This window comes from Pseudoxanthomonas kalamensis DSM 18571 (assembly GCF_010211745.1).
GTDB lineage: Bacteria > Pseudomonadota > Gammaproteobacteria > Xanthomonadales > Xanthomonadaceae > Pseudoxanthomonas_A > Pseudoxanthomonas_A kalamensis.
This window is the reverse complement of the sequence record NZ_PDWQ01000002.1, coordinates 316687-336107: the sequence shown is the minus strand read 5'-3', so window position 1 is coordinate 336107 and position 19421 is coordinate 316687. Positions and strand designations below refer to the sequence as shown.

Below are 19421 nucleotides of genomic sequence, written 5' to 3'. Positions count from 1 at the left end.
AAGTATCCCAGTCAGGCGGCGGCGACCCACTAACATGCGCGTTCAGCCTGCTTACGAAGCGATCACGTCACATGCCGCTTGCCCGCCTATCCCACCTCGATGCGCTGGAGGCCGAAAGCATCCACATCCTGCGTGAAGTGGCGGCCAGCTTCGCCAATCCGGTGCTGCTGTACTCGATCGGCAAGGACAGCTCGGTGTTGCTGCACCTGCTGCAGAAGGCCTTCGCCCCGTCGCGGCCGCCGATACCGCTGCTGCACGTGGACACGCGCTGGAAGTTCGGCGAGATGATCAGCTTCCGCGACCGCCGCGCCGCCGAAACCGGCGTGGACCTGCGCGTGCACGTCAATCCGGACGGTATCGCCCGCGACATCGGTCCGGTCAGCCACGGGGCCGCCGTGCATACCGACGTGATGAAGACCCAGGGTCTGAAGCAGGCGCTGGAGAAGTGGAAGTTCGATGCCGCCATCGGCGGCGCGCGGCGCGACGAGGAGAAGTCGCGGGCGAAGGAGCGGGTGTTCTCGTTCCGCAGCAGCGCCCACCGCTGGGACCCCAAGCAGCAGCGTCCGGAACTGTGGAACCTGTACAACACCCGGATCAATACCGGTGAGAGCGTGCGCGTGTTCCCGCTGTCGAACTGGACCGAGCTGGATGTGTGGCTGTACATCTACCGCGAAAACATTCCGGTGGTGCCGTTGTATTTCGCCGCCGAGCGTCCCGTGGTCGAACGCGACGGCGCGCTGATCATGGTCGATGACGAGCGCCTGCCGCTGCGCGCCGGCGAAACCCCGCAGCTGCGCCGGGTGCGCTTCCGCACCCTGGGCTGTTATCCGCTGACCGGGGCCATCGAATCCGACGCCGACAGCCTGGAGAAGATCATTGCCGAGATGCTGGTCGCCACCACCTCGGAACGGCAGGGACGGGTGATCGACCACGACCCGTCTGCCTCGATGGAGAAGAAGAAGCGGGAAGGGTATTTCTGATGGGCGCCCAGACCGACATCGCCGCCTACCTGAAGGCGCACGAGTCCAAGCCGATGCTGCGGTTCATCACCTGCGGCAGCGTGGACGACGGCAAGAGCACCCTGATCGGTCGCCTGCTGTACGACAGCAAGTGCCTGTTCGACGACCAGCTGGCGGCGCTGGAGGCCGAAAGCCGCAAGCACGGCACCCAGGGCGAGCGGATCGACTACGCGTTATTGCTGGACGGGCTGTCGGCCGAGCGCGAGCAGGGCATCACCATCGACGTGGCCTACCGCTATTTCGATACCGACAAGCGCAAGTTCATCGTCGCCGATTGCCCGGGCCACGAGCAGTACACCCGCAACATGGCCACCGGCGCCTCCACTGCCGACCTGGCGGTGGTGCTGGTCGATGCGCGCAAGGGCGTGCTGACGCAGACCCGCCGGCACAGTTTCATCGTCTCCCTGCTGGGCATCGGCGAGGTGGTGCTGGCGGTCAACAAGATGGATCTGGTCGGTTACGACCAGGGCGTGTTCGACACCATTGCCGCCGAGTATCGGGAACTGGCCGAACGTCTGGGCATCGGTCGTGTGCAGTGCATCCCGCTGTCGGCGCTGGAAGGCGACAACCTGAGCGCGAAGTCCGCGCGCATGTCGTGGTACGACGGCCCCGCGCTATTGCAGCATCTGGAAACGGTGCAGCCGGCCGTGCATGGCGCCGAACGCGGACTGCGCCTGCCGGTGCAGTGGGTCAACCGCCCCGATCAGGATTTCCGCGGCTTCGCCGGCACCGTGGTCAGTGGCAGCGTGCGCCCCGGCGATGCGGTGGTGGTGTTGCCTTCGGCGCGGCGCACGCGGGTGGAGCGGGTGCTGGCGGCCGACGGCGGCGATGTGGAATCGGCGCAGGCTGGGCAGGCGGTGACCCTGACCTTGGCCGACGAGGTGGATGTCAGCCGCGGCGACGTGATCGCGGCGGCCGACGATCCACCGGAAGTGGCCGACCAGTTCGCCGCCCACCTGCTGTGGATGTCCGAACAGCCACTGCTGCCGGGGCGGCCGTACTGGCTGAAGATCGGCACCCGCACCGTGGCCGCCACCGTCACCGAGATCAAGCACCGGATCGACGTGAGCACGCAGGAGCATCTAGCGGCCCGCCAGCTGGAGCTCAACGAGGTCGGCTACTGCAACCTGTCGCTGGGCGAGCCGCTTGCGTTTTCGCCCTATGTGGACAACCGCGCGCTCGGCGGTTTCATCCTGATCGACCGCTACGACAACGCCACCGCCGGCGCCGGCATGCTGGAGTTCGCGCTGCGCCGGGCCGGCAACGTGCACTGGCAGCATCTGGACGTGGACAAGGCGGCGCGCGCACGGATCAAGGGACAGACGCCTAAGGTGCTGTGGTTCACCGGCCTGTCCGGCGCCGGCAAATCGACCATCGCCAACCTGGTGGACAAGCGCCTGCATGCGCTGGGCTATCACAGCTTCATTCTCGACGGCGACAACGTGCGCCACGGATTGAACCGCGACCTGGGTTTCACCGACGCCGACCGGGTCGAGAATATCCGCCGGGTCGCCGAGGTGGCCAAGCTGATGGCGGAAGCAGGCCTGATCGTGCTGGTCAGCTTCATCTCGCCGTTCCGCAGCGAGCGGCGGATGGCGCGCGAACTGTTCGACGAGGGCGAATTCCTCGAGATCTTCGTCGATGCGCCGTTGCCGGTGGTCGAATCGCGCGACCCGAAGGGGTTGTATCGCAAGGCGCGCAGCGGGCAGATTCCCAACTTCACCGGAATCGACTCGCCTTACGAAGCGCCCGAGCGGCCCGAGCTGCGTCTGGACGCGGACGGTCAGTTGCCCGAAGCGTTGGCCGGGCAGGTCCTGCAGGCGCTGGGGTTGCGATAACGGAGCGCCGCGAGCGTGGTTGCGCAAGGGCCGATCGTCATGCCTGCAATGGGTCGCGAGTGCGGTCATTTGCCAGACAAGAGACGTTAGACTTGAACGGTTCGTCCGACAAGGTTCCATATGTCCCGCCGACCCGCCGTGCGATTGGGCAGCATTGCGCTGTTGATGCTTGCGTTGTCCGCCTGCAACGGAAGGGGCGGGCCGAATGTGGGGTCGGCACGCGCGGCCGCCGAGGCGGTCCCCGTCACCACGCTGACGCTGGTCGAGGAGCCGTGGAACGACGTGCTGTCCGCGCTGGGCACGGTGACCGCGCACGAGTCGGTGACGATGACCGCCAAGGTCAGCGAAGTCGTGCAGCAGGTGCATTTCGACAGCGGCGACGAGGTCGCGGCCGGTGCGACCCTGATCACCTTGTCGGGCAACCAGCAGCACGCCGCGCTGCAGGCGGCCGAGGCCGAGGCCGCCGACGCCGAGCGCCAGTACAACCGCGGCATGGAACTGGTGCGCCAGCAGTTGATCGCGCGCGCCACCTTGGACACCCAGCGCGCCACCCTCGATGCGGCACGGGCCAGGGTGGCGCAGATGCGCGCCGACATTGGCGACCGCAGCATCCGCGCCCCGTTCGCCGGCACCCTGGGCATCCGCCAGGTCAGTCCGGGTGCGCTGGTGACGCCGGGCACGGTGATCGCCACCCTGGACGACATCTCGCGGGTTTATGTCGATTTCCCGGTCCCCGAGGCGCGGCTGTCGAACCTGCAGCGCGACGAGCGGCTGACCGCGACCAGCGTGGCCTGGCCGGGGCGCGAGTTCGAAGGCAAGGTCGAGACCATCGATGCGCGCATCGATCCGGACACCCGTGCGGTGACGGTGCGCGGCATGTTTCCCAACCCCGGGCGTGAGCTGCGTCCCGGCATGCTGATGCAGGTGCGGTTGCAGTTGCCGCAGCGGCAGGCGCTGGTGCTGCCGGAGATCGCGGTGGTCCAGGTCGGCAGCGACAGCTTCGTGTGGCGGGCCAGGGACGACAACACCGTCGAGCGTGTCGATGTCCGGCCCGGTAGCCGGGTATCCGGCCGGGTGGCGGTGGACGATGGTCTGCGTGCCGGCGACCGTATCGTGGTCGACGGTACCAGCAAGCTGCGCGCGGGGACTTTGATCGTCGACGAAAGTGCAGCCGCCAAAGGTGTACCGCCTGCGGTCGGTGACGGGCAGGGCTGAGCGGCCATGAACCTGTCCGAGCTGTCGATCAAGCGTCCAGTGTTCGCGGTGGTGATGAGCCTGATGCTGGTCGTGCTCGGCATCATGTCGTTCAGCCGTCTGACCCTGCGCGAGTTGCCGGCGATCGATCCGCCGATCGTGTCGGTCGAGGTCAGCTATCCGGGCGCTTCGGCCGGAGTGATCGAGACCCGCATCACCCAGATCCTGGAAGACGGCCTGTCCGGCATCGAGGGTATCGAGACCATCGAGGCGCGCAGCACCAACGGCCGCTCGGACATCACCATCGAGTTCAAGTCCACCCGCGACATCGAGGCCGCGGCCAATGACGTGCGCGATGCGGTCAGCCGGGTCGTGGACCGGATGCCGGACGAGGCGCGACCGCCGGAGATCGCCAAGGTCGAGGCCGACGCCGACGTCATCATCTGGTTCAACATGTCCTCGCAGACGATGGACGCGCTGCAGCTCAGCGATTATGTCGACCGCTATATCCGCGACCGATTCTCGACCATCGATGGTGTGGCCCGGGTGCGGATCGGTGGTCAGCAGCGTTACGCCATGCGGATCTGGCTGGATCGCGACCAGCTGGCCGCGCGCGGTCTGACTGTCGGCGACGTGGAAGCCGCCCTGCGCAGCGAGAACGTCGAACTGCCGGCCGGGCGGCTGGAATCCCAACAGCGCGACTTCACCCTGCGGGTCAGCCGCGACTACCAGACGCCGAAGGATTTCGCCGAGATTCCGCTGGGCAAGGGTAGCGATGGCTATGTGGTGCGGCTGGGCGATGTGGCCCAGGTCGAGCTGGCCTCGGCCGAGCGTCGTTCCTATTACCGCAGCAACGGCGAGTCGAATATCGGTATTGGCGTGATCAAGACTTCGACCGCCAACAGCCTGGAGGTGGCGCGCGCCGCGCAGGAGGAAGCCGACCGCATCCGGCCGACGCTACCCAACGGGACCGACATCTTCGTCTCCTACGACACCACCCAGTTCATCGAGGCGTCGGTCGAGCGCGTCTACGCGACCTTGGCCGAGGCGATTGCATTGGTGCTGGTGGTGATCTGGCTGTTCCTGGGCAGCGTGCGCGCAGCGCTGATCCCGGCGGTCACGGTGCCGGTGTGCCTGGTCACCGCCTTCATCGCGCTGTACGTGTTCGGCTTTTCGATCAACCTGCTGACCCTGCTGGCACTGGTGCTGTGCATCGGCCTGGTGGTCGACGACGCCATCGTCGTGGTCGAGAACATCCAGCGCCGCATCGACCTGGGCGAACCGCCGCTGGTCGCGGCGCGGCGTGGCACCGCGCAGGTCGCTTTCGCGGTGATCGCGACCACGGGGGTGCTGATCGCGGTGTTCCTGCCGGTGGGATTCCTGGAAGGCAATACCGGTCGTCTGTTCCGTGAATTGTCGGTGGCACTGGCAGCGGCGGTGGCGATTTCGGCCTTCGTCGCCCTGACCCTGACCCCGATGATGTCGTCCAAGCTGCTGCGCCCGCATGCCGGCGAGAAGCGGCTGCGGATCAGCTTGTGGATCGACCGCCAGTTCGAACGGCTGAGTCGCGCCTATCGCGGCCTGCTCGAGCGCAGCGTGGATCGCCCGTGGCTGTATGGCGCGCTGGTGCTGGCCGCGATCGCCGCGACCGTGCTGCTGTTCCGCACGATTCCGTCCGAGCTCGCACCGCAGGAAGATCGCGGTGTGTTCTTCGTGATGCTGGAAGGGCCCGAGGGCGCCGGGTTCGACTACACGGTCGAACAGATGCAGCAGGTGGAAAAGATCATGGCCGGGCTGACCGGGCCGGACAAGCCGATCCTGCGCGCCAGTCCGCGCGTGCCCGGCAGCTTCGGCAGCAGCGAGGAAATGCATACTGGACGAGTCAGCACCTTCCTGCAGCCCTGGAACCAGCGCGACGTGACCACTGCCGAGGTCGCCGCGCAGGTGCAGAAGGAGCTGTCCGTGCTGCCGGGCGTGCGCGTGCGCAGCCAGGTCGGTGGCGGTCTGGTGCGTACCCGCGGACAACCGTTCCAGATGGTGCTGGGCGGTCCGGACTACGCCGAACTGGCGCAGTGGCGCGACCGCATCCTGGCGCGGATGGAAGAGAACCCGGGTCTGGTCGGCCCTGATTCGGACTACAAGGAAACCCGTCCGCAGATGCGGGTGAACATCGATCGCGAACGCGCCGCCGACCTCGGCGTGTCGGTGACCGAGATCGGCAGCACGCTGGAGACGATGATGGGCTCCAAGCGGGTGACCACCTTCGTCGACAACGGCGAGGAGTACGACGTGCTGGTCCAGGCCGGCCGCGGCGATCGCGCCACGCCGATGGACCTGTCCTCGATCCAGGTGCGTTCCGACCGCGGCGAACTGATTCCGCTGTCCAACCTGGTCACCCTGCAGGAAATTGCCGAGCCCGGCCGCCTCAACCGCTTCAACCGCCTGCGTTCGATCACCATCAGCGCTGGCCTGGCGCCCGGCTACCGGCTCGGCGACGCGGTCCACTGGGCGCAGCAGGTGGTCGAGGAAGAACTGCCCGAATACGCGCAGATCGACTGGAAGGGCGAGTCGCGCGAATTCCAGAGGGCTGGCGGCGCGGTGATGCTGACCTTCGCGATGGCGTTGCTGATCGTCTATCTGGTGCTGGCGGCGCAGTTCGAGAGTTTCCTGCATCCGGTGGTGATCATGCTGACCGTGCCGCTGGGCGTGCTTGGCGCACTGATCGGCCTGTGGGCGACAGGCGGCACGCTGAACCTGTTCAGCCAGATCGGCATCGTCATGCTGGTGGGGCTGGCGGCCAAGAACGGCATCCTGATCGTCGAGTTCGCCAACCAGTTGCGCGACGAAGGCAGGAACGTGCACCAGGCCATCGTCGAATCGGCGTCGGTGCGCCTGCGCCCGATCCTGATGACCTCCATCGCCACCGTCGCCGGCGCGGTACCGCTGGTCGTCGCCGGCGGACCCGGTTCGGCGAGCCGCGCGACCATTGGCATCGTGATCATCTTCGGCGTGTCGTTCTCGACCTTGCTGTCGCTGTTCATCGTGCCCGCGTTCTATGCCCTGCTGGCGCCGTACACGCGTTCGCCCGATGCGCTGGCGAAGACGCTGGAGAAACTGGAAGCCGACACCCCGCAGGTCGGCGGGCATGCCTGACTCATGGACTGGCACGCTGCCGTCATCACGATCGGAGACGACATGCGCCTGCGTCGCTGGCGCGAAGACGATGCCGATGCGCTGTTGCTGCACGCCAACGACGAGGCGGTCGGACGCGGACTGAGCGACCGCTTCCCGTATCCGTACACCCGTACCGACGCCGAGGCCTTCCTGTCGGGCAAGGTGGTCGATCTGGACGATCCGGTGTTCGCCATCGAGATCGACGGCCAGGCCTGCGGCGCCATCGGCGCGCGCAGGCTGGCGGGCGAACGCCGGGTCGGCGCCGAGCTGGGCTACTGGATCGGCCAGCGTCATTGGGGACAGGGCCGGATGAGCCGGATCGTCGGCGCCTACGTGCCGTGGGTGATGGGCGCGCTCGACCTGCATCGGCTGCAGGCCACCGTGCTGGACTTCAACCAGGCCTCGGCCAGGGTACTGCTGAAGAACGGATTCGCCGAGGAAGGCTGCATGCGTCGCGCGGTGCTCAAGCACGGGAAAGTGCACGATCTGCGCCTGTTCGCCATCACCCGGGATCTGCCGGCCTGATCGGCTTGCGCGCTTGCGCACGCCCGAGCGAATGCGGTTATCTTGTCGATGGGTGTCGGCGGCAGCACGTCCGCGGCCCGCTTCCCACCTGCCTACCGGAGAGTGCCTGCCTGTGGATGCCGTACTGAACTGGTTGAATTCCGTGCTCTGGAGCCGTCCGCTGATCGCGCTGTGCCTGGGCGCCGGCCTGTACTTCTCCGTCCGTACCCGCTTCATGCAAGTGCGCGGGGTCGGCGAGATGATCCGCCTGCTGTTCAAGGGCAAGAGCTCGGCATCCGGCGTGTCCTCGTTCCAGGCGCTGGCGATGTCGCTGTCCGGGCGTGTCGGCACCGGCAACATCGCCGGTGTCGCCACCGCGATCGCTTTCGGCGGGCCGGGCGCGGTGTTCTGGATGTGGGTGGTGGCCTTCCTCGGCGCATCGACGGCCTATGTCGAATCGACGCTGGCGCAGATCTACAAGGAAAAGGACGACAACGGCCAGTATCGCGGTGGTCCGGCCTACTACATCGAGAAGGCGATGGGCCAGAAATGGTACGCATGGTTGTTCGCGGTGGTCACGGTGATCGCCACCGGATTCCTGCTGCCGGGCGTGCAGGCCAACAGCATCGCCCTGGGCATGAACACGGCCTGGGGCATCGCACCGACGGTGACCGCTGCGGTGGTGGTGATCGCGCTGGGCTTCATCATCTTCGGCGGCGTGCGCCGCATCGCCACCTTTGCCGAGGTGGTGGTGCCGTTCATGGCGCTGGGCTACATCCTGGTCGCGCTGGTGATCCTGTTCCTCAATATGCACATGCTGCCGGAAGTGGCCGCGCTGATCTTCCGCAGCGCATTCGGCGCCGAAGCGGCATTCGGCGCAGTGCTCGGCCTGGCGGTGGAGTGGGGCGTCAAGCGCGGCATCTATTCCAACGAGGCGGGCCAGGGCACCGGCCCGCATCCGGCCGCCGCGGCCGAGGTCGATCACCCGGCGCAGCAGGGCTATGTGCAGGCGTTCTCGGTCTACGTGGACACATTGTTGGTATGCACGGCCACCGCCTTCATGATCCTGTCCACCGGCATGTACAACGTGATGGGACCGGACGGCGTCGCCATCGTCAGCAACCTGCCGGGGGTCGAGGTCGGTCCCGGCTTCGCCCAGAATGCGGTGGAATCGGTGATGCCGGGCTTCGGCAAGATGTTCGTGGCACTGGCGCTGCTGTTCTTCGCCTTCACCACCATCGTGGCCTATTACTACATGGCCGAGACCAACATCGCCTACATCAATCGCAAGGTGCACCGGCCGTGGATCACCCAGGTGCTGCGCATCGGTCTGCTGGCCACGGTGACCTATGGTGCCGTCCACGAGGCGGCATCGGCATGGACGCTCGGCGATATCGGCGTCGGCCTGATGGCGTGGCTGAACATCATTGCCATCCTGATCCTGCAGAAGCCGGCGCTGAAGGCACTGCGCGACTACGAGTGGCGCAAGAAGACCGGGCAGCCGATCCGCTTCGATCCGGAGGCGCTGCAGATCCGCAACGCCGACTTCTGGCGCGACCGGGAGTGAGCGAACGCGGTCCGCGCAAGCCGGTCGGCCCGGGCCGCGATTCGCCGTGGGCCGGTCGCCCGCGCCGGGTCGCGCAGGAAGGCGCGCCCGAGACGCCGCCGGCGCGCGGACAGGCGGCGGAACAGCGTCTGTACGGACTGAACGCGGTGCTGGCGATGTTCCGCCACCGGCCGCAGGCGTTGCGCAAGCTGTACCTGCTCGAATCGCGGATGCCGGAACTGAAACCGCTGCTGGCCTGGTGCGTGCAGCACCGGCTGGGTTACCGAGTGGTGGAGTCGGGCGACCTGGACCGGCTGGCCGGCAGCCAGCATCACGAAGGCGTGGTCGCCGATGTGCTGAAGCTCGAGCCAATGCGGCTTTCGGACTGGCTGCACGCGCTGCCGTCCGCTGCGCCGGCACTGGCGATCTGGCTGGACGGGGTCGGCAATCCGCACAACTTCGGCGCCATCTTGCGCTCGGCCGCGCATTTCGGCGTGGCGGGATTGCTGCTGCCGCGCGATGCGGCGCTGGCGTTGTCCGGCGCTGCGGCTCGGGTCGCCGAAGGTGGGGCCGAGCAGGTGCCGCTGGTGCGGCTGGGACAGACCGACAACGCGCTGGCGCAGTTGCGCGGGGCCGGTTTCCGGTTGGCCGCCACCGTGGTCCGCGATGGCGAGGATCTGTTCGCGGCCGAGTTGCCGCACCGGTTGGTCTACGTGATGGGCGCCGAAGGCGAGGGCATGGACGCGGCGCTGGCCGCGCACTGCGAACAACGGTTGTCGATTCCCGGCAGCGGCGCGGTGGAAAGCCTCAACGTGGCGGCGGCGACCGCGGTGCTGCTGGCCGAATGGAAGCGCCGGCAGCCCTAGGCCTTCACGGCCTAGCCGCGGTTTCCTTCGGCGCACTGCCGAAACCGCCGTCGGCTTCGGCGGCCAGCCAGGCGAACACGGTGTAGGCGGCCACGTTCTGCGCCAGCGCCTTCGGATCGACCTTGTCCAGGGTGTCGTCGGCGGTGTGGTGCAGGTCGAAGTAGTCGCTGCCGTCCTGCGCCAGCCAGCCCCAGGCGGCGCCCTTGCCGGCGATGGCGCTGACGTCGGGACCGGGCCCGCCCTTGCCGGGTGCGTATTCGATGCCCAGCGGCGCCAGCGCGTCGGCGATCTGCATCGTTGCCTCGCGTGACGCTTCTGCGGTCGCCGGACCGGTATTGAAGGCATAGATGCGGCCGGCGCCGAAGTCGCTTTCGGCAACGATCTGGTGTTGGGTTACGTCCCCGGCATGGCGTTCGGCATAGGCCTTGCCGCCGAGCAGGCCTTGCTCTTCGTTGGCGAAGGCGATCACGCGCAGGCTGCGCTTCGGCGCCTGCTTCAGCATTCCGATCAGATGGCCGGCGGCCATCGTGATCGCCACGCCGGCGCCGTCGTCGATGGCGCCGGTGCCGAGATCCCAGGAATCCAGGTGCCCGCCGATCACCACGACTTCGTCCGGCAGCTCGCGCCCGGTGATTTCGCCGATCACGTTCTGTGAGGTGTATTCGCCGTCCCAGCCGCAGTCGAGCGACAGCCGCAGACGGGTGGGGCCAAGCGCGACCAGTCGCGCCAGCTGGTCGGCGTCGGGCATCGACAGGGCCGCGGCCGGCACCGGCGTCAGCCCTTCTTCGTATCGGGTCATGCCGGTATGCGGCACGCGATGCGAGTCGGTGCCAGCCGAGCGCATCACGTAGCCGATCGCGCCCTTGCGGATCGCGGCCGAAGGGCCTTTGCCGCGAACCATGCTGCCCATGCGATAGCCACTGCCGTCGCGCGCGGCCGACATGCGGTAATCGACGAAGGCGATCTTGCCTTGCAGCGAGCCTTCCGCTGCGGCTTCCAGCGCCTCGAGGTCGGCGAAGCGGACGACTTCGCCTTCGACCGTGCCGCCGGCGCTGCCGCCGAGCGCGGTCACGTGCAAGGGCTGCGCGCCGGCGCCGAGCACCTCGGCCGATTCGCTGCGGCGCTGCCACTTGGGAAAGGTCACCGGCTCGGTCCAGACCTTGTCGAAACCGAGCGACTGGAATTTCGCCTTGGCCCATTCGACCGCGCGGGCATCGGCCTCGCTGCCGGCCAGTCGTGGGCCGATCTCGGTGGTCAGCGATTCCAGCACCTGCCAGCCGGTGTCATCGGCCAGCGCCTGCTCGCGCAGTTCCGCCGCCGTGTGCAGCGCCGGGGCCGGGATGCGGGTGGCCGTTTCGGCCGAGGCATGGCAGCAGAAGGCAAACCCGAGGGCAAGCAGCAGACGGGAACGAAGCATGGCGGTTTCCGTGGGGCAGGGAATGATTGCAGCCGGATCGGCTGGGATCCGGCTGCCGGAGGATGTGGCCGTGAAGCTGCGGCTACTTTTTCAGCGAATCGCGGATCTCGCGCAGCAGCAGGATGTCTTCGGTCGGCTCCGCTTCCGCGGGCGGCTCTTCGGCCTGGGCGCGCGACTTGTTGTAGGCCTTCAGGAACAGGAAGATCACGAAGGCGATGATCAGGAAATCCAGCGCGGTCTGCAGCAGGCCGCCGTAGTTCAGCAGCAGGGCAGGCGCGACCTCGTTGCCGGCGGCATCCAGCTGGGCTTCGCGCAGGGTGATCGCCAGGTCGGCGAAATCGACGCCGCCGGTGGCCAGCGAGATCAGCGGGGTGACGACGCCTTCGACCAGCGCGCTGACGATCTTGCCGAACGCGGCGCCGATGACCACGCCGACCGCCAGGTCGACCACGTTGCCCTTGGAAATGAATTCCTTGAATTCGCTGATCATGCCCATGTCGCTGTCCCCGAATGCATGCGGAAGTGGGAAGAAGACACACTATACCCCGCCGGTGATGCGTCCTTGAAGCGTCGCCACGCCGTCCAGGCTGGCGCGAAAGACATCCCCCGGGTGCAGCGGACCGACGCCGGCCGGGGTGCCCATGAACACCAGGTCGCCGGCCTTCAGCGCGTACAGCGTGGACAGTTCGTGCAGGATCTCCGGCACGTCCCAGATCAGGTCGCCGAGGCTGCCGTGCTGGCGCAACTCGCCATTGACGTACAACTGCAAGTCGCGCGCGCCGAGCGGGCCGACTTCGGCAGCGGGCACCAGCTCACTGATCGGCGCGGAATGATCGAAGCCCTTGGCGATATCCCAGGGCAGGCCCTTGGCCTTGGCCGCGGCCTGCAGGTCGCGGCGGGTCAGATCCAGGCCGACGCCGTAGGCGGCGATCAGCGCGGGCGCGTCGGCCGGGTCGAGCCGGCCCGCGGGCGCGTCGCGGTCCAGCGCGACCACCAGTTCGACTTCATGATGCAGTTCGTCGGTGGCGGGCGGGTATGGCACATCGGCATCGCCGCAGACGATGGCGTCGGCCGGCTTCATGAAGAACACCGGAGTGCCGCGATCGGTTTTCGAAGCGGGCGCGGCTGCGCCCATCTCGCGCGCATGGTCGGCGAAGTTGCGGCCGACGCAGTAGATGCGGTGTACGGGAAAGCTGCCACCACCGCGCACGGGGACGCGCGCCTGCGCGGGCGGGGGGAACATATCGACCATCGGGAGGGAAGCCTAACGGGAAAGAGGCAGGGCCGGCTTGTCGACCACGCGGAATTCGCCTTCGACCACGCGCGGATCCTGCGCGATCGGCTGGCCGCGCTGGCGCAGCAGCTTGTACAGCAGGCCGCCGGCCAGCATGGCGGCGCCGACGAACAGGCCAAGCACGATCAGCACGCCCAGCATGGCTACGCCGACCAGGCCCAGCAGCAGCCGCAGCAGCGGATGCCGGGGCTTGCGCGGGGAGAACATCGAGCGCAGGCGTGCATGGCCGAACTGGAAGCTGCTGCGGTACATGGGCATCGGGCGTGGGAGAATGGCGAGAGCCGGTGCGACGAGTATCCGGTGACAGATCGATGACCGTGTAAGGACTTCGTTAAACCATGCGTTTGATTGCTCTTGCCGACCTGCCCGACGGCGTGCCGGCTGCCACCGAGGTGGAAATCGACGGCGTCGGCGAGTCGCTGATCCTGCTGCGCAGCGGCGATGCGGTGCGTGCGTGGTGGAACGTCTGCCCGCACGCGGGACGCCGGCTGGACTGGGCACCCGGCAAGTTCCTGCTCGGCAAGGACGGCCTGCTGGTGTGCGCGGCGCATGGCGCGACGTTCGAACTGGAAAACGGCCAGTGCGTGGCCGGCCCCTGCCGCGGCGACGCCTTGCGCGCGGTGGCGGTGGAGAAGATCGGCGACGACGTGTGGCTGGTCGCGTCCGGGACGGCCTAGCCTAGCCGAGTCTGCACCCAGAACATCAGGTTGATCACCAGCACGATCACCATCGAATAGATCAGCATCAGCGGCCCGGCGACCCGCCACAGCTGGCGTGGGCTGTAGTTGGCCGGTCCGATGATCATTGACACGATCGGGTTGGACGAGGTGATCAGGTTGTTGGACGCCGACAGCGCCACGATCAGCGCGAACGCGATCGGATTGCCGCCGGTGGCCAGCGCCAGGTTGATCGCGATCGGCACCATGACGATGGTCGCGCCGACATGGCTGATGACCAGCGAAAAGCCGGTGGCCAGCAGGGCCAGGGCGATTTCCAGCAGCCACACCGGGATGCCTTCGGGCAACTGTTCGACCGTGTGCCCGGCGACCCAGGCCGCCGCGCCGCTGCTGTCCATCGCCCAGCCCAGCGGAATCAGCCCGGCCATCAGGAAGATGGTCTTCCAGTTGATCGCCGAATAGGCCTCGTCCATCCGCAGTACGCCGGTCAGCAGCATGCCGGCCACGCCGGTCATCAGGGTCAGCGCCACCGGCAGCTTCGAGGTCAGCGCGATCAGGATGGTCACCGCGAAGATCACCATCGCGATCTTGAACTTGTGCGGGCGATGCTCGCCGGTCGGGTAGTCGGTGACCACGGCAAAGTCGCGGCTTTCGGCCGCCTGCGCCAGGTCGCGCCAGATGCTGTGGAAGACCAGCATGTCGCCGGCGCGCAGCTTGACCTGGCGCACGTCGTCGCGCAGCACCTTCTTGTCGCGGTTGATCGCCAGCAGGCTGATGCCCTGCTGCTTGCGCAGCCGCAGCTCGGCGGCGCTCTTGCCGATGAAGCGCGAGGTCGGCGGCACCACCGCTTCGGAAATGCCGGCGCGGCTGGGGTTGAACAGGTCGCCGAATTCGCGCAGCCGCGAGGACATGCGCAGGAACTGGTTCTGGGAAAAATCCTTGATCTGCTGGCGGCCGCCCATCACCCCCAGCACGCTGCCGACCCAGATGCGCATGTCGCCCGGCGGCGACAGGCGTACGTCGTCGCCGGTCTTCAGCGCCAGCATCAGCGGCGCTTCGTGCAGGGTTTCGGCCTCGCCCAGGGTCATTCCGACCAGCGGGCTTTCGGCGGTGACGGTCAGTTCGAACACGTCGCCTTCGATGCCGTAGGTGGTGGCGAAATAGCTCTCGGTGCGGGTCGGCACCGTGTTCGGTTCGATCTCGTCCTTCAGCTTGCCGTCGCCGTGGAAACGGAAATACAGCAGCGCGGCCAGCAGCAGGGCCACGCCGATCGGCAGCGGCGCGAACATCCGCAGCGGCTCCAGCGTGGCCATGCCCGAGGGCAGGTTGTTGTTGGCCGAGATCAGCAGGTCGTTGAGCAGGATCAGCGGCGAGTTGCCGACCATGGTCAGCGCGCTGCCCATGACGATGGCGGAGGCGATCGGCAGCAGCAGGCGCTGCAGCGACAGCGTGGTCCGCGCCGACAGCTGTGCGGCCACCGGCAGGTACAGCGACATCACCGACGGGTTCTGCATGAAGGACGAGTTCAGGCCGGCGATGCCCATGGTCATCATCATCAGCCGCGATTCCTTGCCGGCGCCGCGTCGCAGCAGCCACGCGGCCAGGCGGTTCAGCGCGCCGGTACGGTCCAGGCCGGCGCCGAGGATCATCGTGGCGATGATGCTCATCACCGCGTTGCCGGAAAAACCGCCGAAGATTTCCTCGGGGGCGATCAGCCCGGTGATGCCCAGCACCACCAGCACCACCAGCGCGACCAGGTCGGCGCGGATGCGTTCGAACACGAACATCGCCATGGTGAAGACCACCAGCCCGAGGACCAGTTTCATGTCGGTGGTCAGCGTGAGGGCGGCATCCATTACGCGCCGGGCACTCCGTCGGGTTTGGGCAATTGTGCGCCGGATGCAAAGTTCAACTCAATGCCGTTGCCGGCTGCCTCGCGCAGCGACCTGCAGCCGTGGCTGCGGAACGGCAGGCGCGGCCCTTCGTGCAGGCCGATAGCATCAAGGTAGAACCGGCGCATCTTCTCCGGCAGTTCGCGCGGGGCGTGCAGGTTGAAGTGATCGAATCCGCGGGCCGGCATGTCGGCTCAGGGTCCGCTGCGGTCGTAGATCAGGTCCCACACACCGTGGCCCAGGCGCTGCCCGCGGGTCTCGAAATGGGTCTGCGGTCGCCACGGCGGACGCGGCCCGTGCCCGCGCGGCCCGTTGCGGTTCCGCAGCCCGGCGGTGGCGTCGAGCACGTCCCACATGTGCTCGACATACGCCTGCCAGTCGGTGGCCAGATGCAGGCGTCCGCTTGGGCTCAGTTTGCGCACCAGAAGGGCGGCGAACTCCGGCTGCACCAGCCGGCGCTTGTGGTGGCGCTTCTTGTGCCAGGGATCGGGGAAGTAGATCCGCACCTCGTCCAGCGTGTCATCGGCGATTTCGTTCTGCAGCACTTCCACCGCGTCATGGTGGTAGAGGCGCACATGATCGCTGCCGTCCTCGGCCAAGGCGTTCAACAGGCGGCCGACACCGGGGGCGTGGACCTCGATGCCGATGTAGTCGCGGTCCGGGTCCTGGCGCGCGGCGAAGCGCAAGGCCTGGCCGTTGCCGAAGCCGATTTCCAGCACGCGCGGCGCGTGGCGGCCGAAGACGGCATCGAAGTCGCGCGGCTGGCCGCGGTAATCCAGCCCGAAGCGCGGCCACTGGGTATCGAAGGCGCGCTGCTGCGCCTCGGTGAAGCGTCCCTGCCGCAGCACGAAGCTGCGGACCTGGCGGCGGCCTTCGGTGGCCGTGAACGGCTTGGGTGGAGCCTTGGCGCCGGGACTGGCGAACGGGTCGGTCATCGTCAGCCGATCAGGCCGTCCACCGGGCTGGAAGCGCTGGCGTAGCGCTTGCGCGGGATGCGTCCGGCCAGGAAGGCCTCGCGGCCGGCCTGCACGGCCTTCTTCATCGCGCTGGCCATCAGCAACGGATCGCGGGCGCCGGCGATGGCGGTGTTCATCAGCACGCCGTCGCAGCCCAGTTCCATCGCGATGGTCGCGTCCGAAGCGGTGCCGACGCCGGCATCGACGATCACCGGCACCCTGGCGTTGTCGACGATTTCCAGCAGGCTCCACTTGTTCTGGATGCCCAGGCCCGAGCCGATCGGCGCGGCCAGCGGCATCACCGCGACGCAGCCGATCTCCTCCAGCCGCTTGGCCAGGATCGGGTCGTCGCTGGTATAGACCATGACCTGGAAGCCGTCGGCGACCAGTGTCTCGGCCGCCTTCAGCGTCTGGACCACGTCCGGGTACAGGGTCTTCTGGTCGCCCAGCACTTCCAGCTTGATCAGCGCATGGCCGTCAAGCAGTTCGCGCGCCAGCCGGCAGGTGCGCACGGCGTCCTCGGCGGTGTAGCAGCCGGCGGTGTTGGGCAGGATGGTGAAGCGGTCCGGCGGCAGCGCGTCGAGCAGGTTCGGCTCGTTCGGCGACTGGCCCAGGTTGGTGCGACGGATCGCCACGGTGACGATTTCGGCGCCGGCGGCCTCGGTGGCGAGGCGGGTTTCCTCGAAATCCTTGTACTTGCCGGTGCCGGTCAGCAGGCGCGAGGCATAGGTCTTGCCCGCGATGACGAGCGGGTCGGTGAGGGCGTGCGTGGACATTCGATGATTATCGCCGATGTTGCGTGGCGAGGGGGGGCGAAGCAGGGCCTGGTCGATGGCGTGGGCGCGCCTTCAGCCGCCGCCCATCGCCTGCACGATCTCGATCCGGTCGCCTTCGCCCAGCACATGCACGGCATGGGCACTGCGCGGGACGATTTCGCCGTTGACCTCGACCGCGACCCGGCGTTCGGTCAGGTTCTCGACCTGCAGCAGGTCCGCCACCGTGGCCGTGGCAGTCAGTTCTCTGGGCTGTCCGTTGAGCAAGATGTTCATCCTGTCATTCTCGCCGATCCCCCGTGTTCATGCCGCGGCGCAGCGTGTGTGTTGGCGTGCGGGGTGAAAGCATATGTCCCCATGCGCAGCCGTACGGCTGCTGCTGGCAGGCGACCTGGCCTGCCCCGAACCAGTACGACAATCCCAGGAGGGATCCATGCAATCGATCAAATTCCCGGCCTGCTCCGCCCTCGCGGCGGCGCTGGCCCTGGCGACGGCGCCGGCAATGGCCGGCAGCACGTTCTCCGAAACGGTCTTCATCGGCGACAGCCTGACCGACTCGGGCCATTTCCGGCCCGCGCTGGTCCAGGTTGCTGGTCCGGATGCGGCCGTGCTGGGCCGTTTCACCACCAACCCGGGTTGGGTCTGGGCCGAGTTCCTGGCCGACTATTACGGAACCAATGCGGACAGCGACAATCAGGGTGGGACCAACTATGCAGTCGGTGGCGCGCTTGCGGGCGAGGATCGCAGCAGCGATTTCGGCCCGGTCCCCTCGCTGCTGACTCAGACGGGCAATTATCTCGCCGCGAATGGCGGCAGCGCCGATCCTAATGCGCTCTATACCGTCTGGGGGGGTGCCAACGACCTGTTCGCGGTGGCCGCCGGTGCGCCGGCGGAAGCGACCATTGGTGCGGCGATCACCGCCCAGCTCGGCGCCATCGCCACGCTGCAGGGCGCCGGTGCGCAGTACGTGCTGGTGCCCAACATTCCCGATCTGGGCAAGACGCCGCAGTTCCTCGCCCAGGGCGCGGCGGGTGTCGCCGCCGGTACCCAGCTTGCGGCGACCTACAACCAGGCGCTGTATTCCAGCCTGGGCGCGGCCGGGTTGCGGGTGATCCCGCTCGACACCTTCAGTTTCATCGGCGAGATCGCCGCTGCGCCGGGGACCTACGGTTTCGCCAATGTCACCGGGACCGCCTGCAACATCGAGTCTTCGCTGACCTGCAGCCCGCTGAACTATGTCGATCCTTCCGCCGCGGAAACCTATGCGTTCGCTGATGGCGTGCATCCCAGCACCGCCGCCCACCGGCTGCTGGCGCAGTACGCGGTATCGGTGATCGAGGGTCCGCGCCTGATCTCCATCCTGCCGCATTCGGCGGCCGTGGTTGGCCGTGGACGCGCGGACATGGTCGCCATGCATCTGGACGGCAAGCCGGAGCAGGACGGCTTGCGCTGGTGGGGCGGCCTGCGTGGCGACATGCAGCGCTACGATCACGGCGACCTGTACGACGGGATGGCGCCGTCGGGCAGCTTCGGCGTGGACAGCGTGCGCGGTGACTGGGTGTTCGGCGGCTTTGCCGGCTACGGCAAGGGCACCCAGGATTTCGGTCAGAACAGCGGCGATTTCAGTCAGTCGGACACCACGCTGGGCGGCTTTGCCGGCTGGTATGGCGACCGTGCCTGGGTCAATGCCCAGCTCAGCTACAGCTGGCTGTCCTATGACGTGAAGCGCGACGTGGTGCTGGGGCCGGCGGTCCGCAGTCATCACGGCAGCGCCGATGGCAGCAATCTCGGCGTCGGCGTCAGCGCCGGTTACCGCATGGGCGAAGGCCGGCTGCAGCATGGGCCGGTGGCCAGCCTGTTGATGCAGCAGATCAAGGTCGATGGCTATGCCGAAAACATGGACAACTCCACGTCGCTGGCCTATCCCGACCAGGATCTGGATTCGCTGACCCTCGATGCGGGGTGGCAGGTCAGCTATGCGATCAACGACCGGGTGACCCCGTATTTCCAGGCCAGCTACCGGCATGAGTTCGAGGACGCCGACGAGCAGGTCTTCGCGCAGCTGGAGTCGGTAAGCGGGCTGGACGCCTATGCGGTTCCGGGCGTCGACTGGGACCAGGACTATGGCGTGGTGCGGCTGGGCGCGCGGATCGGCCTCGGCGAGCTGGAGGCCAACATCGGCGCGATCGGCACGGTCGGCCAATCCGGGGGCAGCGACAACAGCCTGTACCTGACCCTGGGCGGGCGATTCTGACCGACTCGGCACCGGGG

Annotated in this window: 18 protein-coding genes; 9 read left to right on the top strand and 9 right to left on the bottom strand. The window is 67.5% G+C overall.

Annotation, left to right across the window (positions count from 1 at the left end):
• Nucleotides 1-71: 71 nt before the first annotated feature.
• The 7 genes from cysD to CSC70_RS05490 all read left to right on the top strand — a co-directional run bounded on the left by cysD (nt 72) and on the right by CSC70_RS05490 (nt 10141).
• Nucleotides 72-980, top strand: coding sequence for a sulfate adenylyltransferase subunit CysD (gene cysD / locus CSC70_RS05520; RefSeq protein ID WP_162455654.1), 909 nt, complete (start codon nt 72-74; stop codon nt 978-980).
• Nucleotides 980-2857, top strand: a complete 1878-nt coding sequence (cysN, locus tag CSC70_RS05515) for a sulfate adenylyltransferase subunit CysN (protein ID WP_162455653.1) — start codon at nt 980-982, stop codon at nt 2855-2857. The genes cysD and cysN overlap by 1 nt, the downstream gene beginning before the upstream one ends.
• Before the next feature lie 120 nt (nt 2858-2977).
• A complete protein-coding gene (locus CSC70_RS05510) occupies nt 2978-4072 on the top strand; it encodes an efflux RND transporter periplasmic adaptor subunit (protein WP_162455652.1) in 1095 nt (364 codons plus the stop codon).
• Nucleotides 4073-4078: 6 nt separating this feature from the next.
• Nucleotides 4079-7204: an efflux RND transporter permease subunit gene (locus CSC70_RS05505; RefSeq protein WP_162455651.1), complete on the top strand. Its 3126-nt coding sequence runs from the start codon at nt 4079-4081 to the stop codon at nt 7202-7204.
• A gap of 3 nt (nt 7205-7207) precedes the next feature.
• Nucleotides 7208-7750 carry a GNAT family N-acetyltransferase gene (locus CSC70_RS05500; RefSeq protein WP_162455650.1) on the top strand — a complete coding sequence of 181 codons (543 nt, stop codon included), beginning with the start codon at nt 7208-7210 and terminating at the stop codon, nt 7748-7750.
• Nucleotides 7751-7862: 112 nt separating this feature from the next.
• The gene (locus tag CSC70_RS05495; protein WP_162455649.1) at nt 7863-9296 is read left to right on the top strand and encodes an alanine/glycine:cation symporter family protein; all 1434 of its coding nucleotides are present in this window, start codon (nt 7863-7865) and stop codon (nt 9294-9296) included.
• A complete protein-coding gene (locus CSC70_RS05490) occupies nt 9209-10141 on the top strand; it encodes a TrmH family RNA methyltransferase (RefSeq protein ID WP_425501521.1) in 933 nt (310 codons plus the stop codon). The genes CSC70_RS05495 and CSC70_RS05490 overlap by 88 nt, the downstream gene beginning before the upstream one ends.
• A gap of 4 nt (nt 10142-10145) precedes the next feature.
• Here the strand turns inward: CSC70_RS05490 and CSC70_RS05485 are convergent, their stop codons facing one another.
• The 4 genes from CSC70_RS05485 to CSC70_RS05470 all read right to left on the bottom strand — a co-directional run bounded on the left by CSC70_RS05485 (nt 10146) and on the right by CSC70_RS05470 (nt 13104).
• Nucleotides 10146-11558: a M28 family peptidase gene (locus CSC70_RS05485; protein ID WP_162455647.1), complete on the bottom strand. Its 1413-nt coding sequence runs from the start codon at nt 11556-11558 to the stop codon at nt 10146-10148.
• Between the two features lie 82 nt (nt 11559-11640).
• Nucleotides 11641-12054, bottom strand: a complete 414-nt coding sequence (mscL, locus tag CSC70_RS05480; RefSeq protein ID WP_162455646.1) for a large-conductance mechanosensitive channel protein MscL — start codon at nt 12052-12054, stop codon at nt 11641-11643.
• 42 nt (nt 12055-12096) lie between these two features.
• Nucleotides 12097-12810, bottom strand: coding sequence for a fumarylacetoacetate hydrolase family protein (locus tag CSC70_RS05475; protein WP_162455645.1), 714 nt, complete (start codon nt 12808-12810; stop codon nt 12097-12099).
• Between the two features lie 12 nt (nt 12811-12822).
• Entirely contained in the window at nt 12823-13104 is a 282-nt protein-coding gene (locus CSC70_RS05470; RefSeq protein WP_162455840.1) for a hypothetical protein, read from the bottom strand.
• A gap of 86 nt (nt 13105-13190) precedes the next feature.
• On the opposite strand from CSC70_RS05470, the gene CSC70_RS05465 reads away from it, so the two are divergent.
• A complete protein-coding gene (locus CSC70_RS05465) occupies nt 13191-13529 on the top strand; it encodes a Rieske (2Fe-2S) protein (RefSeq protein WP_162455644.1) in 339 nt (112 codons plus the stop codon).
• Here the strand turns inward: CSC70_RS05465 and CSC70_RS05460 are convergent.
• The 5 genes from CSC70_RS05460 to thiS form a co-directional block, all read right to left on the bottom strand.
• Entirely contained in the window at nt 13526-15385 is a 1860-nt protein-coding gene (locus tag CSC70_RS05460; protein ID WP_162455643.1) for an SLC13 family permease, read from the bottom strand. The two genes, CSC70_RS05465 and CSC70_RS05460, sit on opposite strands and share 4 nt — an antisense overlap.
• Nucleotides 15385-15609, bottom strand: a complete 225-nt coding sequence (locus CSC70_RS05455) for a VOC family protein (RefSeq protein ID WP_162455642.1) — start codon at nt 15607-15609, stop codon at nt 15385-15387. The genes CSC70_RS05460 and CSC70_RS05455 overlap by 1 nt, the downstream gene beginning before the upstream one ends.
• Nucleotides 15610-15615: 6 nt before the next feature.
• Nucleotides 15616-16356 (bottom strand): tRNA (guanosine(46)-N7)-methyltransferase TrmB, encoded by a 741-nt coding sequence (trmB, locus tag CSC70_RS05450; RefSeq protein ID WP_162455641.1) that lies wholly within the window; start codon nt 16354-16356, stop codon nt 15616-15618.
• 2 nt (nt 16357-16358) lie between these two features.
• Nucleotides 16359-17153: a thiazole synthase gene (locus tag CSC70_RS05445; protein ID WP_162455640.1), complete on the bottom strand. Its 795-nt coding sequence runs from the start codon at nt 17151-17153 to the stop codon at nt 16359-16361.
• A gap of 72 nt (nt 17154-17225) precedes the next feature.
• Entirely contained in the window at nt 17226-17426 is a 201-nt protein-coding gene (thiS, locus tag CSC70_RS05440; protein ID WP_162455639.1) for a sulfur carrier protein ThiS, read from the bottom strand.
• A 157-nt stretch (nt 17427-17583) separates the two neighbouring features.
• On the opposite strand from thiS, the gene CSC70_RS05435 reads away from it, so the two are divergent.
• Complete coding sequence (locus tag CSC70_RS05435) at nt 17584-19404, top strand: autotransporter outer membrane beta-barrel domain-containing protein (RefSeq protein ID WP_162455638.1); 1821 nt, start codon at nt 17584-17586, stop codon at nt 19402-19404.
• The last annotated feature ends 17 nt before the right edge of the window (nt 19405-19421 follow it).